The organism is Streptomyces sp. N50 (assembly GCF_033335955.1).
GTDB lineage: Bacteria > Actinomycetota > Actinomycetes > Streptomycetales > Streptomycetaceae > Streptomyces.
This window is the reverse complement of the sequence record NZ_CP137549.1, coordinates 3,965,245-3,978,706: the sequence shown is the minus strand read 5'-3', so window position 1 is coordinate 3,978,706 and position 13,462 is coordinate 3,965,245. Positions and strand designations below refer to the sequence as shown.

14 protein-coding genes are annotated in these 13,462 nt (G+C 71.9%); 6 read left to right on the top strand and 8 right to left on the bottom strand.

Annotation, left to right across the window (positions count from 1 at the left end):
- Positions 1 to 195 precede the first annotated feature (195 nt).
- A complete protein-coding gene (locus tag R2B38_RS17380; protein WP_318017052.1) occupies positions 196 to 378 on the top strand; it encodes a hypothetical protein in 183 nt (60 codons plus the stop codon).
- A gap of 39 nt (positions 379 to 417) precedes the next feature.
- On the opposite strand, the gene R2B38_RS17375 is transcribed toward R2B38_RS17380, so the two are convergent.
- Positions 418 to 2,061, bottom strand: a complete 1,644-nt coding sequence (locus tag R2B38_RS17375; RefSeq protein ID WP_033281205.1) for a DNA repair helicase XPB — start codon at positions 2,059 to 2,061, stop codon at positions 418 to 420.
- 135 nt (positions 2,062 to 2,196) lie between these two features.
- Between R2B38_RS17375 and R2B38_RS17370 the strand changes: the two genes are divergently transcribed.
- Positions 2,197 to 2,688 (top strand): NUDIX hydrolase, encoded by a 492-nt coding sequence (locus R2B38_RS17370; RefSeq protein WP_318021714.1) that lies wholly within the window; start codon positions 2,197 to 2,199, stop codon positions 2,686 to 2,688.
- A 9-nt stretch (positions 2,689 to 2,697) separates the two neighbouring features.
- Here R2B38_RS17370 and R2B38_RS17365 read toward each other — a convergent pair whose 3' ends face one another.
- Entirely contained in the window at positions 2,698 to 5,289 is a 2,592-nt protein-coding gene (locus tag R2B38_RS17365) for a helicase-associated domain-containing protein (protein ID WP_318017051.1), read from the bottom strand.
- Between the two features lie 247 nt (positions 5,290 to 5,536).
- Between R2B38_RS17365 and R2B38_RS17360 the strand changes: the two genes are divergently transcribed.
- Together R2B38_RS17360 and R2B38_RS17355 are read left to right on the top strand one after the other, a co-directional pair.
- Positions 5,537 to 6,556, top strand: coding sequence for a hypothetical protein (locus R2B38_RS17360; RefSeq protein ID WP_318017050.1), 1,020 nt, complete (start codon positions 5,537 to 5,539; stop codon positions 6,554 to 6,556).
- A gap of 43 nt (positions 6,557 to 6,599) precedes the next feature.
- Complete coding sequence (locus R2B38_RS17355) at positions 6,600 to 7,253, top strand: HAD family hydrolase (protein WP_318017049.1); 654 nt, start codon at positions 6,600 to 6,602, stop codon at positions 7,251 to 7,253.
- Here R2B38_RS17355 and R2B38_RS17350 read toward each other — a convergent pair.
- The gene (locus tag R2B38_RS17350) at positions 7,232 to 7,480 is read right to left on the bottom strand and encodes a hypothetical protein (RefSeq protein WP_019057238.1); all 249 of its coding nucleotides are present in this window, start codon (positions 7,478 to 7,480) and stop codon (positions 7,232 to 7,234) included. The two genes, R2B38_RS17355 and R2B38_RS17350, sit on opposite strands and share 22 nt — an antisense overlap.
- A 151-nt stretch (positions 7,481 to 7,631) precedes the next feature.
- Here R2B38_RS17350 and R2B38_RS17345 point away from each other — a divergent pair, with 151 nt between their 5' ends.
- Complete coding sequence (locus R2B38_RS17345) at positions 7,632 to 8,015, top strand: cold-shock protein (RefSeq protein WP_019057239.1); 384 nt, start codon at positions 7,632 to 7,634, stop codon at positions 8,013 to 8,015.
- A 13-nt stretch (positions 8,016 to 8,028) separates the two neighbouring features.
- On the opposite strand, the gene R2B38_RS17340 is transcribed toward R2B38_RS17345, so the two are convergent.
- From R2B38_RS17340 to R2B38_RS17325, 4 genes are all read right to left on the bottom strand, one after another.
- A complete protein-coding gene (locus tag R2B38_RS17340) occupies positions 8,029 to 8,901 on the bottom strand; it encodes a 1,4-dihydroxy-6-naphthoate synthase (protein WP_033281200.1) in 873 nt (290 codons plus the stop codon).
- Positions 8,888 to 9,580: a futalosine hydrolase gene (locus tag R2B38_RS17335; RefSeq protein ID WP_318017048.1), complete on the bottom strand. Its 693-nt coding sequence runs from the start codon at positions 9,578 to 9,580 to the stop codon at positions 8,888 to 8,890. The genes R2B38_RS17340 and R2B38_RS17335 overlap by 14 nt, the downstream gene beginning before the upstream one ends.
- Complete coding sequence (locus R2B38_RS17330) at positions 9,550 to 10,014, bottom strand: hypothetical protein (RefSeq protein ID WP_033281199.1); 465 nt, start codon at positions 10,012 to 10,014, stop codon at positions 9,550 to 9,552. Before R2B38_RS17330 ends, R2B38_RS17335 begins: the two co-directional genes overlap by 31 nt.
- A gap of 72 nt (positions 10,015 to 10,086) precedes the next feature.
- Positions 10,087 to 11,511, bottom strand: a complete 1,425-nt coding sequence (locus R2B38_RS17325) for an MFS transporter (protein WP_078652445.1) — start codon at positions 11,509 to 11,511, stop codon at positions 10,087 to 10,089.
- A gap of 399 nt (positions 11,512 to 11,910) precedes the next feature.
- Between R2B38_RS17325 and R2B38_RS17320 the strand changes: the two genes are divergently transcribed.
- Positions 11,911 to 12,825, top strand: a complete 915-nt coding sequence (locus R2B38_RS17320; RefSeq protein ID WP_318017047.1) for a DUF3027 domain-containing protein — start codon at positions 11,911 to 11,913, stop codon at positions 12,823 to 12,825.
- Positions 12,826 to 12,841: 16 nt separating this feature from the next.
- On the opposite strand, the gene R2B38_RS17315 is transcribed toward R2B38_RS17320, so the two are convergent.
- Complete coding sequence (locus R2B38_RS17315; protein ID WP_318017046.1) at positions 12,842 to 13,462, bottom strand: Uma2 family endonuclease; 621 nt, start codon at positions 13,460 to 13,462, stop codon at positions 12,842 to 12,844.

Below are 13,462 nucleotides of genomic sequence, written 5' to 3'. Positions count from 1 at the left end.
TCCCTGCGGGGAGGCGGGCAAGAGCGGAGATTCTAGGTCAGGGGGAGCGGGGGAGGCGAATGGTTTTTCATCCCCTAGGGGACACCCCCTCCACCCAGGAGGGGAACGGGTCAGCCCTCAGGCGTAGAAGGGCGGCCCGGAGGTTGGCTCTCTGGACCGATGCCGACCTTATGTCCCAAGACGCACCATGGAGACATGAGCGCAGCAACCATCACCCCGGTCCCCGTCCGCCCGTCCGGTGCCACACCGGTCGCCGGCGGCAGCCACCCCCATCGCCTCGGCAATGCCCTGCGCGCGATAAAAGTGTTCGCGGGCGCCGCGTTCAGCGTGGTCGTCCTCGGCGAGTACGGCGAGGAAGCGGGCGTTCGCCGTAAGTGACCGCCTGCTCCGCCCGCTTCACCCGCCGCACCGTGACGCTCAGTTCTCCGCGAGGATCTCGTCCGCGTCCATGATCCGGTAGGCGTACCCCTGTTCCGCGAGGAAGCGCTGGCGGTGGGCGGCGAAGTCCTGGTCGATCGTGTCGCGCGCGACGACGGAGTAGAAGTGGGCCTGGTGCCCGTCGGCCTTCGGCCGCAGTACGCGGCCCAGCCGCTGAGCCTCCTCCTGACGCGAGCCGAACGTCCCCGACACCTGGATGGCGACGGTCGCCTCCGGCAGGTCGATGGAGAAGTTCGCGACCTTGGACACGACAAGGACGCTGATCTCCCCCTCGCGGAAGGCCCCGAAGAGCTTCTCGCGCTGCGCGTTGGAGGTCTCGCCCTTGATCACGGGCGCGTTCAAGTGCTCGCCCAGCTCGTCGAGTTGGTCGATGTACTGCCCGATGACGAGGATCTGCTGACCCGCGAAGCGCCGCACGATCGCCTCGGTGACCTTCCGCTTCGTGGCGGTCGTCGCACAGAAGCGGTACTTCTCCTCGGCCTCGGCGGTGGCGTACGCGAGCCGCTCGGACTCGGTGAGATTGACGCGGACCTCGACACAGTCGGCGGGCGCGATGTACCCCTGCGCCTCGATCTCCTTCCAGGGCGCGTCGAAGCGCTTCGGCCCGATGAGGGAGAACACGTCCGACTCCCGGCCGTCCTCCCGCACGAGCGTCGCGGTCAGGCCCAGCCGCCGCCGCGCCTGCAGATCCGCCGTGAACTTGAAGACGGGCGCGGGCAGCAGATGCACCTCGTCGTAGAGGATGAGCCCCCAGTCCCGGGAGTCGAAGAGCTCCAGGTGCGGGTAGACACCCTTCCGCCGGGTCGTCAGCACCTGGTACGTGGCGATGGTGACGGGCCGGATCTCCTTGCGCGTCCCGCTGTACTCCCCGATCTCCTCCTCGGTCAGCGAGGTCCGCTTGATCAGCTCGTGCTTCCACTGCCGGGCGGAGACGGTGTTGGTGACGAGGATCAGCGTGGTCGACTTGGCCTGCGCCATCGCCCCCGCGCCGACCAGGGTCTTCCCGGCGCCGCAGGGCAGCACGACGACACCACTGCCCCCGTGCCAGAAGTTCTCCACGGCCTGCTTCTGGTAGGGCCGCAGCGCCCAGCCGTCCTCGTCCAGCTCGATCGGGTGCGCCTCGCCGTCGACGTACCCGGCGAGGTCCTCGGCCGGCCAGCCCAGCTTCAGCAGCACCTGCTTGATCTGCCCGCGCTCGGAGGGGTGCACGGCGACGGTGTCGGGGTCGAGCCGGTTGCCGACGAGCGGGGCGACCCGCTTCGACCGCAGGATCTCCTCCAGCACGGGCCGGTCGGTGGTGGTGAGCACGAGCCCGTGCGCGGGATGCTTGCTCAGGGTCAGGCGGCCGTAGCGGTCCATGGTCTCGGCGATGTCGACCAGCAGCGCGTGCGGCACGGGGTACCGGCTGTACTCCACGAGCGCGTCCACGACCTGCTCGGCGTCGTGCCCGGCGGCCCGCGCGTTCCACAGTCCCAGCGGTGTCACCCGGTACGTGTGAATGTGCTCGGGCGCCCGCTCCAGCTCGGCGAACGGCGCGATGGCGCGCCGGCAGTCGTCGGCTCGCTCGTGATCGACCTCAAGAAGAAGGGTCTTGTCGGACTGGACGATGAGGGGGCCATTCACGCGCGACTGCCTTTCTGCGGGGCTCGCCGGGCCTGGAGGACTCGGGACGGCCAAACGTCCAGTGTGCACTACCGGCCGATGATCACGGCGGCGCTCTGCGAGGCTGTGGCCATGGGCGAGCTGGAGGCGGGGGTCATGGGAGAACTGGTGGACCGGGTCGACGAGCAGGACCGGGTGCTCGGGGTCGTGGACCGGGCCGAGGCCATCACGCACCACTGGCCGCACCGCGTCGCGACGATCGTGTGCCGGGACGGGGAGGGCCGCGTCCTGGTGCATCGGCGGGCGGCGGACATGTCCCGCTTCCCGGGGCAGTACAACTTCATGGTCGGCGGCGCCGCGGCGGCCGGGGAGTCCTACGAGGAGGCGGCGGCCCGCGAACTCACCGAGGAACTCGGGGTGCGGGTGCCGGTCCGCTTCGCCTTCAAGTACCTGTGCCGGGGCGAGATCAGCCCGTACTGGCTGGGCCTTCATGAGGCAGTGGTCGACGAGGACATCACCCCCGACCCGGACGAGATCGCCTGGCACGCGTGGGTCACGGAGGACGAGCTGCGGGAGATGGCCCGGCGCCCGACGTTCATGGCGGACTCCGTGGACGCCCTGGCCCGCTACCTGAACCGGAACGCCTGACCCGGGACCTCAGTCCTCGGCCAGCTCCGCGACCCCCGTCACCCGGTGCAGCGGATACGTCCGTACCTCGTCCGCCGTGTGGTCGTACGCCGTGACGAAGCCGCCCTCCACGCGGATCGGGGCGATGACCCGCTGGCTGGCGGCGCCCTCGGCGTTGACGTAGCCGATCCAGAGGGTGTCGCCGGTGAGGACGGCGGCCTGCATGGTGGCGAGGGTCTCGGCGGAACTGGTGCGGGGGAGTTCGCCGTTCGGGGACGGGGTCGACTTGAGGGGCGTAGTGGAGGCGCGGTCGCCCGCACGGATCGCGCGGATCGCCGCCGACAGGAGCGTCGTGTCCGGGGGCGGCGGGCCGTCCGGTACCGGTTCCGGGGCCGTGCGGGGCGGGGTGCGGCGGGCGTGGGCCCGGGTGATGACGACATCGCCGTCGGCGGACTCGGCGGCCGGCGCGAAGCCCATCGCGCGCAGCCCGTCGAGGAGCGCGGCCGGGTCGGCCTGCGCCGCCAGCACGGTCGGCGCGAGGCGGCGCAGGCGCAGACCAGCGGACCGTTTGTCGGCCAGGATCTCGCTGAGCACCGCGTCGTCGTCGCAGCGGACGTACGCCGAGGCCGCGCCGATCCGCAGATGCCCGTGCCTGCGGGCCACGTCGTCGATCAGGTAGGCGAGGGGCTGCGGGACCGGCGTACGGGAGTGCGCGGTGAGGAAGTCATGCAGGTCGGAGGCGGACCGCCCCGCGTCCAGCGCGCGCCGCACCGACCCCGGCGTGAATCGGTAGACGGTCGCCCCGCCCTTCGACTCCACATCCGCGAGCACGTCCAGCATGTCCGCCAACGGCCGTTCCAGCGGGCCGGGCGCCACCGCCGTCAGGTCCGCCTGGAGGAGGACGTGGTCCAACGGCTCGGGCAGGAGCGGGGCAAGGAGCCGAGCGGCGGCGGCACTCGCGGCGGCCTGCTCGGCGGGGGAGAGGGGGTCGGGGGGAGCGGGCGGGCGGTGGTGATGGTGGACGGGGAGCTTGTCACCGGGACCGGAGGGGCTGGACGGGACGGAGGAACTGGAGTCACCCGAGGGAGCGGAGCCACTGAAGGAGGCGTCGGCCGCTGCGACACCCCGAGGCCCCAACAACGCCCGCCCCTGCGCCGACAGGGCCCCCCGCCCCGTCACCCCCAGCATCTCCGCCTCGCTCAAGGTCCACCGGGCCAGCCGACTCCGCAGATCGTCGCCCTCCTGAGGACCCGGCTGCGCACCGCCCGCCCCCCGAACCGGCCGCTCCCACCGCAACCGCGCCAACACCGACTCGGCAGCCGGCGAGGCGCCCTCAGGGAGCCCCGCGAGCAAGCCCAGCACCCGGTGCCGTACCTCCGGAGCCGCCGACCGGTCCAGCCCCGGCCCCAGCGCGGACAACGTCCGCTCCTTCGCGTCCCGCCCGCCCACCAGCCCCGACGTCCGGGTCGCCGTCAGCCACGCCTCCGCGAGCCGCGCCCAGCGCTGCGCGGCGGGCAGCTCCAGCCACTCGTCGTGGGCCGGGGTCGCCGCGTACCGTTCGTCGGCGTCACCGTCGGAGGCCAACAGCCCTGCCGCATAAGCGAGTTCGACCCAGAAGGCCGCGACGGGCTCCGCCACGTCCAGCGCGACGGCGGTCCGCTTCAGATCACGGACGCTGAGACCCCCCGCCCGCATCACGGTCGGCCCGCCCTCGTCCCAGTCCTTCAGCAGCTCCTCGACCGTCGCGAGCGCGGTGTACGCCTGCCCGGCCGCCGTGGTGTCCACAACCTGTGGACGGTGCGTCGCCTTCGCCTCGACCGCCGGCGCCACCGGTTCCGTCTCACGGTGCGCGCGCCCGGCCCGCAGATGCAGGGCCACCTCACGCGGGAGGACGACCGTGCCGGGCGCGGTGGGCAGCAGCAGCCCCCGGTCGATGAGCCAGCGCAGATGGGACGCCGGTTCGGCGGTCACCTGGCCGTACGGCGGCCCCCAGACCAGCCGGTTCAGCACCTCCAGGGACTCCTCGGGGGCGCGGCCGAGCAGCGCCTTCATCCGCCGTCGACCAGTGAACAGCTTGGTGAGCGAGGCCACCGCGGACACGGAGTCATGCGTGGAGGGCAGCCCGGCGGCCGTCACGATCTCCTGGATCCGCCCCGGCGACATCCCCGCCGTGGCCTCCGCGACCGTAGGCCCGAGGCCGGTCGGCGACGGATGCTGCGGCGAGGGCGCCAGCAGCTCACGCGCCGTCCGCACCAGCCGCAGCCGGTCGTCCGCGCCCCACACCAGCGCCTGCTCGCGCAGGGTCGCGAGGGCGCGCGGCAGCGCGTGCAGGACGGCGGCGTCGCGCGCGTCACCCGCCATCAGCCCGGCCAGCTCGTCGTAGGACGCCGGGTCCCCCGCCACGGCCAGCGCCTCCGCCGTCTGCAGCGCGAACCGGTCCAGCCGCTCCAGCGCCCGCACGACGGACCCCCGCGTACCGGCCCGGGTCGCGAGCTGCGTCAGGTCGGTGGGCACAGGCGTGATGAGGTCGGGCCGGCTGCGCAACAGCGCGGCAAGGGAGGCGTCGTCCCTGTTTCGGAGTGCCTCCGCGAGCGAACGGGGCGGCGTGGCCGGGGTGCTCATCCGACCCACGGTAGCGGGTACCGGGCCTGGGCCGGTGTCGCCCGCCCGGCAGCGCCCCGCCCCCTGGCCCGATGACAACCCGCGGTGATCACCTCCTCACCGACAGCCGAGAAGACCCGGCCGGTCTACGGCGCCCGCCCTCACCCCGGCCCCGCCCACCCCCCGTTGCGCGGGCCGACACGACGCCCGACCTGCGCTACGGTCGTTCCGGCGGGGTATCCAACGCACCCGCCCCGGAGGGGACTTCGTGGGTATCGAGAGCGACCAGGTCGTCTACGAGTATCTGAGCCGCGTCGGTGACGTGGCGCAGCAACGCCAGCTGCCCTCGGTCACGCGCATGCGGCTCGTGTCCGAGCTGCGGAACGAGATCGACCGGCGGCGGGCCGGTTCCACCGCCGACACCCCGGCCGCCGTCCAGCGCATCCTCAAGGGCCTCGGCACCCCGGACGAGATCGTCGCCGCGGCCGGCACCGGCGCCGGTGTCCCCCAGATGCCGACCGCCTCCGTCCCCGTACAACGCGACCACGAGGACGATCTACGGCCGAAGGGCCTGCGCCGGGTCGTACCGCTGCCGCGCACCCGCCTCACCAAATCCGCGCCCGCCCCCGACCCCGCGCCCGACAACTCCGCCTCCTCGCCGCACCTCGCGAGCGCGTCCGACCTCGGCGCGAGCGTGATGCAGCCGGACTGGTGGCGGGTGGAGAACGGCAACGGGTTCGCGCTCGGCGACAGCGTGCCCGGGTTCACGGGCGGGGTGGAGATCCCCGAACTCCTCAAGCCCCCGCCGCCGAAGGAGACCCCGAAGGAGACCCCGAAGGAGCCGGAGAAGGAGGCGGCCAAGGCGCCGGTACCCGCCGCCGCACCGGTGATCGAGCAGGCGCCGGAAACCCCGGCCCGCCGGCGCCGCATGGTCCCGCGCCTCCCGGCCGGACGCTGGTCCAACCCCCTCCTCCTGATCGCCGCCGCGCTGCTCGTCGCAGGCGCCGTACTCGGCAACTGGTTCGCCCTGCTGCTGGGTTGGCTCATCGCGTACGCGTCCCGGCGGCTGACCGACGCCGAGACCAAGGCTGCGGTGATCGGTCTGCCGACGGCGGCCGTCGCGGCCGGCATCGTCTGGCTGTGGGGCAGGAACGACGGCCGCTGGGGCACCCCCATCGCGCAGGGCCACATGAACGACGCGATCGCCGAGACCTGGCCGTGGGTGGTGCGGGGCGCGGCCGTGGCGTCGGCGCTGTTTCTGGTGTGGCGGTCGCAGCGGCGGAGGTAGGGGAAGGGCCGCGCCGGTGGGATTGTCGTAGCGACTGGGCACAATGGCCCATATGACCTCGCGCGCCCAGAACTCCGCCCCGCCCGCCCTGACCGTCGGCTTCGACCTCGACATGACCCTCATCGACTCCCGGCCCGGTATCCACGCCTGCTATGTGGCGCTGGCGGAGCGGACGGGGACGTACATCGACGCCGATCTGGCGGTCACCCGGCTCGGGCCGCCGCTCGCGGACGAGTTGATCAACTGGTTCCCGGCGGACGAGCTGCCCGCCATGGCCGACCTGTACCGCGAGATGTACCCGTCGATCGCCATCGCCGCGACCCCCGCGATGCCCGGCGCCCCCGAGGCGATCGCGGCCGTGCGCGCGGCCGGCGGCCGGGCGATCGTCGTCACCGCGAAGTACGAGCCGAACGCGAAGCTGCACCTCGCACACCTCGGTATCGACGCCGACGCCGTGATCGGCAACCTGTGGGCCGAGCAGAAGGCGGAGGCACTGCGCGAGGAGGGCGCGAGCGTCTACGTCGGCGACCACGTCGGGGACGTGCGCGGCGCCCGGACCGCCGAGGCCCTGTCGGTCGCGGTGGCCACCGGACCGTGCGACGCGGACGAACTGCGCGCCGCCGGGGCGGACATCGTCCTCGGCGACCTCACCGAGTTCCCGCGATGGCTTTCGGACTACCTTCCGGCGCGCGCCTGACGCCGGCCCGCGGCGACCGACTGGAGCACGCCTCCGGCGGCCAGCAGGAATCCGACGCCCATGAGCATGCTCAAGAGGTACATGTACGTCGGAAAAGGCGTCGTGTGGAGCAGCAGCGGTACCACGGTGACGAGTGTGGCCACCGCGCCGAGGAAAAAGACGATGGCACCGGCACGGATCAGTCGGTCACCGGCCGCGGCGGAATTCGTTTGGGTTTTGTCGCGCACTGGACCAGGGTAGTTCCCTGCGCAAAGGAACAACCCGGCGACGTCTTGTCACCGGCCTGAAGACCATTAGCCTTGGTACCGGCGGGTCCCGACGACCCGCCGGTCTGCTATCCGAAGCAGTTTTCCGACGAGTACGAGGACGAGGACAGACGTGCCTACCGGCAAGGTCAAGTGGTTCAACAGCGAGAAGGGCTTCGGCTTTCTCTCCCGTGACGACGGCGGTGACGTCTTCGTCCATTCCTCGGTTCTGCCCGCCGGAGTTGATGCCCTGAAGCCCGGACAGCGCGTGGAGTTCGGGGTCGTCGCCGGTCAGCGCGGCGACCAGGCCCTCTCGGTGACCCTGCTCGACCCGACCCCGTCGGTCGCGGCGGCCCAGCGCAAGAAGCCGGACGAACTGGCCTCCATCGTCCAGGACTTGACGACCCTCCTCGAGAACATCACGCCCATGCTGGAACGCGGCCGCTATCCCGACAAGCCCGCGGGCGCGAAGATCGCGGGCCTGCTGCGGGCGGTCGCCGACCAGTTGGACGTGTAGAAGTCCGGGAGATTCAGCGGATCTTCAGGCGCTGGGGAAATTCGAGCGAGTTCGGGCCGAGGGGAGGAACCAGCCCCTCGGCCGCCGCACGTGTGAGCAACCCTCGGATCGCCGCGTAGCCGTCCTCGCCGAGGTCCGCCGTGAACTCGTTGACGTACAGGCCGATGTGCTGGTCGGCGACGCCCGGGTCCATCTCCTGCGCGTGCTCCATGACGTACGGCCGGGAGACCTCGGGGTCGTCCCACGCGGCCCGGACCGACGCCCGGATCGAGTCGGCGAGCAGGTTCAACCGCTCGGCGCCCAGCGACCGCTTCGCGATGATCGCGCCCAGCGGGATCGGCAGCCCGGTCGTCGCCTCCCAGTGCTCACCCATGTCCGCGAGCTTGTGCAGCCCGTAGTTCTGGTACGTGAACCGCGCCTCGTGGATGACGAGCCCCGCGTCGACCTTCCCGTCCCGCACGGCCGGCATGATCTCGTGGAACGGCATGACCACGATCTCCCCGACCCCACCCGGGATCGTGTCCGCGGCCCAGAGCCGGAACAGCAGATACGCGGTCGACCGCTCACTCGGCACGGCGACGGTACGGCCGGTGAGGTCCACGTCCGCCCCCCGCGTGAGGACGAGCGGCCCGCACCCCCTCCCCAGCGCACCCCCGCACGGCAGCAGCGCGTACTCGTCGAGAACGTACGGCAGCACGGCGTACGACACCTTCAGCACGTCCAACTCACCACGCTCGGCCATGCCGTTGGTGATGTCGATGTCCGCGAAGGTCACGTCGAGCGCGGGAGCGCCCGGCACCCGGCCATGGGCCCACGCGTCGAAGACGAACGTGTCGTTGGGGCAGGGGGAGAAGGCGATCTGCAGAGGCTGCTCACTGGTTGTCATACGGGTTCCAACTCTCCAGTACGGGCGCGCACTTCCCGAATCCCTCGGTCAGGGCCGCGAGCGCGTCGCCGATGCGCCAGGCGGCGCGGTCGCGCGGGCCGACGGGGTTGGAGACCGCGCGCAGTTCCAGGACGGGGATGCCGTGGGCGGCGGCGGCCTCGGCGACACCGAAGCCCTCCATCGCCTCCGCGAGGGCCCGGGGGTGGCGGGCACGGAGTTCCGTGGCGCGGGCGGCGGTTCCGGTCACCGTGGAGACGGTGAGTACGGCTCCGGTGCGGGCGTCGGCCGCGGCCGCGAGCTCTCGTACGAGTGCATTCGGCGGACGGTGGGTGACGGTGCCGAAGCCGAGTTCGGTGACCGGGACGAACCCGTCCGGGGTCTCCGCGCCCAGGTCGGCGGCGGTGATCTCGTCGGCGATCACGAGGGAACCGACGGGCGCCTCGGGCTGGAAGCCACCGGCGATCCCGGCGGAGACGACGAGGTCGTACGGGGCACCGGCGAGCGCGACGGCCGTAGCGGCGGCGGCTGCGGCGGGACCCACCCCGGCGGCGATGACATCAACCCGGCTGTGACGCGTGAACGCCCGTGCCACCGCGTCCCGTTCGGCGGGGACGGCGGTGGCGACGAGGATACGGAGGGAGGCCGTGGTCAGGAGTCCTTCTTGAACTTGAAGGACCACAGGCCCTTGACCGTCTTGTCGCCCTCCTTGATGGAGACGACGGTCGAGTTGCCGGTCGCGCCGTACTGGGTGTTGAAGAACACGCTGCCGGGGATCGTGCGGTACGTCTTCTTGCTGGAGTCGGTCAGCGGCTGACCGTTCATCAGGATCGTCCAGCCGTTGTCGGCGATCTTCGGGTCGACACCGAAGCGCACGGTGTCGTCCGGGTCCACCGAGATCGACGTGGAGGCCTTCAGGCACTTCGCCAGGTCCGCGGTCTTCACCGCGTCGCCGTCGTTGTAGCAGGTGGCCTCGGTGTGGACCGAGTTCCTCCCGACGGTGATCGTCGAGATCGGCGTCGGCTTGTCGCACGCCGACAGGACGAGCAGTCCGGCGGAAACGGCGCCGGCGGCGGCGACGGCGCGGCGGCGTCGCACAGCGGATTGCATGGTCATGGGCGAAGGCTATCGGGCCCGTCCACCACTCCCCCCACGTGGGGTGCGGCGCGGCGGGCCGGGGGGTGCGGGTTAGGCCACTCGCGGGCGTCCGCCGGCCCCGTGGCGGGCCGAGGCGAGCAGGCCGCGCAGGGTGGTCAGCCAGCCCAGGGCGATGACCGCGGCGGCGAGGGTGAAGCCGAGGGCGCCGTTCAGCGGCATGACGATGCCGATCGCGCCGCCGAGCACCCAGGCCATCTGGAGCATCGTCTCCGAGCGCGCGAACGCCGAGGTGCGCACCAGCTCGGGCACGTCCCGCTGGATCAGCGCGTCCAGGGACAGCTTGGCCAGCGCCTGGCAGAAGCCGGCCGCGGCGGCGAGACAGGCCACCAGGGCCGCGCCGAAGAAGATCGCCGCCGTGACCGCCGCGCCCAGCACGACCGCCATCACCGTCACGATGATGAGTTCCGGGGCCCGTTGCCGCAGCCAGGACCCGACCGCCGTACCGAGCGCGTTGCCCACGCCCGCCGAGACGGCGACTATGCCGAGCGACACGGCCGCGCTCTGCCCGGTCATCGGATGCTCGCGCAGCAGGAACGCGAGGAAGAAGGTCAGGAACCCCGACAGCCAGCGCAGCGCCGCGTTGGCGCCCAGGGCGTGGGTGACGGCGATGCCGACCGTGCGCAGCCCCGGCCGCTTGACCTCCTTGGGATGCGGGCCGTGCAGATGGTCCGCGTCCGCCGCGAGCAGCGCCGTGTCCTCGCCCTTGGCCGAGTCCACCTTGGGGTCCAGGAAGAAACACAGGACCGTACCCGCGACGAAGATCACGAAGGCGCCGTAGAGCGGCCAGGGATCGCCGATGGCGTGCAGGCCGCCCGCGATCGGGGCGGCGACGCCGGTGGCGAGGAGCCCGGCGAGGGTGACTCTGGAGTTCGCCTTCACCAGCGAGATACGGGGTGGCAGCAGCCGGGGCACCACGGCGCTTCTGACGACGCCGTACGCCTTCGAGGCGACCAGGGCGCCCAGGGCCGCCGGATACAGCTCCAGGCTGCCGCTGGCGACCGCGCCGGAGATGATCAGCGCGAGGAGGGCACGGGCCAGCATCGCGGCGGCCATGGCGGCACGGCGCCCGTGCGGAAGCTTGTCGAGAAGGGGCCCGATCACCGGCGCGAGAACGGTGAAGGGCGCCATCGTGATCGCGAGATAGAGAGCGACCCGCCCCCGGGCCTCATCGGTCGGCACGGAGAAGAAGACGGTCGAGGCGAGGGCGACCGTGATCATCACGTCACCCGCGCCGTTCACCGCGTGCAGTTCGATGAGCCGGCCGAGGCCCGACTCGCCCGCGCCGTGGGCGTGCGTGGCCTTGCGGATGCCGCGGGCGGTACCGGTGACGGGGAAGTGCAGGGCACGGCCCATCGCACGGACGGAACCGCTCACCCGGCCCGAACCGCCACCTCGGATGTTCCCCTTCGTGCCACCGATCCCGGTGGCACCTTGGGGCGACCTCGCGGCTGCCACCCCGTCATAGTGCCCCGAGAACGGCCTCAGTAGTGCGGTTACCGCACGTATGGAGGCGTACGGAAGTGGATTCTGGGCCGTTCCACAGGTCCCCGGCCGACCGTTCCACGCGTCTGCGGGTGACCGCCGCGCATCGCCCAAGAGGCCGTCGGTGTGGGCGCATGGCGCGGGAGAAGGTAGCGTGCGTAGCGCGCCGTGGCGATTGTTCTCGGCCGCGCGCCTCTCGGCCATCCCGCAGAATGGATGGCGTAGGCGTGCCCGAGCGCGATCGGGCGCGGACGTCGAAGCGGTAGTCCACCAGTGCCCCCAGGGCCTGGTACATGTCTTTCAGCCGCTCCGTCCGCTCCCTTCGCCACACCAGGCGCACCCGTGAGACGGCGTAGGAGAGAAGCGATACCTGTGAGCGCAGCGACCACGCGAAGCCGCACCCCCGACCGCCTGTGCGCCGAGGCCGTCGACCTCGCCCGGGCCGCGGCCGAGGAGGCCGCCGCGCCCGGCGTGGTCGGCGAGCACGCCGGCGTCGAGTCCGACGGCGACCGGGTGGTCACGCACTTCTTCGAATGCAAGGAGTTCGGCTACCGCGGCTGGCGCTGGGCGGTGACGGTCGCGAGGGCGTCCCGCGCGAAGCTGGTGACGCTGGACGAGGTCGTCCTGCTCCCCGGCCCGGACTCCCTCCTGGCCCCCGAATGGGTCCCGTGGAGCGAACGCCTCCGCCCCGGCGACATGGGCCCCGGCGACCTGCTCCCCACCGACGCGGAGGACCTCCGCCTGGAGCCCGGTTACACGGGCGAGGACGAGCCCCCGCCGAACTCCGCGGTCTCCGAGGAGATGGCGGAACTGGTCGAGTCGGAGGACGCGGAGGTGACGGCGGCCCTGCCCGCCACCCCGACCCGGGGCTCGATCGCCGCGGTGGCGGAGGAACTGGGCATCCGCCGCGCCCGGGTCCTCTCCCGCTACGGCCTGCACGTCGCCGCCGACCGCTGGGAGGACGACTACGGCCCGAAGACCCCGATGGCCCAGGCCGCGCCCGCGGCGTGCGTCAGCTGCGGTTTCCTGGTCGCGATCGGCGGCTCCCTGGGCCAGGCCTTCGGCGTCTGCGCGAACGAGTTCTCCCCGGCGGACGGCCACGTCGTCTCCCTGGCCTACGGCTGCGGCGGCCACTCCGAAGCAGCCGTCATGCCCAAACCGCCCCAGCCTCCGGCCCATGTGATCGACGAGACGGTGGTGGACCCGTTCCCGCTGCGGCCCGCGGCGGATTCGGGGTCGGTGCCGGTGGGCGCGGACGGGGAATCGGCGGAGCTGGGGCACTCGTAGAGGTGTGCCGGTCGGTTCACGGCTTGGGCCGGCCGGTGCCCCTGTCTTCTCCGTAGCGCGGCAGATTGTCCGTGGAGATGGTCCAGTCACCGATGGTGGCGTCCTCGCCGTAGACGAAGTCCTTGCGGGTGGCGTAGCGGGGGCCGTCGGGGGTGGCGTGGATGTCGGTGAGGACGGCTCCGGTACCGGTGCGGGGGTCGAAGACGGCGTAGGTGGGGATCCCGATCAGGGGATAGTCGCGCATCTTGCCGACCCAGTCGTTGTCCGGGTTGGAGCGGGAGACCACTTCGACGGCTGCGATGAGGGTGTGCGGGTCGAACGAACCTGGGACGTCCATGTCCGCCCACGCGATCACCATCACATCGGGACGGCGCATGATGCCTTCGGCCTCGGCTTCCACATCCGGTGCACCTGTGTGAGCGACCAATTCCTCCGGCATGACCTTCTCCAGCCGCTTGCGGAGATGGAGCGTGGTCAGCTCGTGCGGACTGATACCCGCCGTCATGTCGTGGACGATCCCTTCCTTGGTGATCTCGAATTTGCCCGGGAGGATGTCGTCCATGGACGCAAGGAAGTCCCTCATGACCCGGTAGGGGCGGGAAGGGCCCTGCTGCGCGCTGTCCGAGGTGGTGGTCAT

What these genes read in the sequence shown, in the direction of transcription:
- R2B38_RS17340 (WP_033281200.1), bottom strand. Translation starts at nt 8,901, where the DNA reads ATGACAACCAGTGAGCAGCCTCTGCAGATCGCCTTCTCCCCCTGCCCC.
- R2B38_RS17370 (WP_318021714.1), top strand. Translation starts at nt 2,197, where the DNA reads ATGGGAGAACTGGTGGACCGGGTCGACGAGCAGGACCGGGTGCTCGGG.
- R2B38_RS17330 (WP_033281199.1), bottom strand. Translation starts at nt 10,014, where the DNA reads ATGACCATGCAATCCGCTGTGCGACGCCGCCGCGCCGTCGCCGCCGCC.
- R2B38_RS17365 (WP_318017051.1), bottom strand. Translation starts at nt 5,289, where the DNA reads ATGAGCACCCCGGCCACGCCGCCCCGTTCGCTCGCGGAGGCACTCCGA.
- R2B38_RS17315 (WP_318017046.1), bottom strand. Translation starts at nt 13,462, where the DNA reads ATGACCACCACCTCGGACAGCGCGCAGCAGGGCCCTTCCCGCCCCTAC.
- R2B38_RS17380 (WP_318017052.1), top strand. Translation starts at nt 196, where the DNA reads ATGAGCGCAGCAACCATCACCCCGGTCCCCGTCCGCCCGTCCGGTGCC.
- R2B38_RS17355 (WP_318017049.1), top strand. Translation starts at nt 6,600, where the DNA reads ATGGCCCATATGACCTCGCGCGCCCAGAACTCCGCCCCGCCCGCCCTG.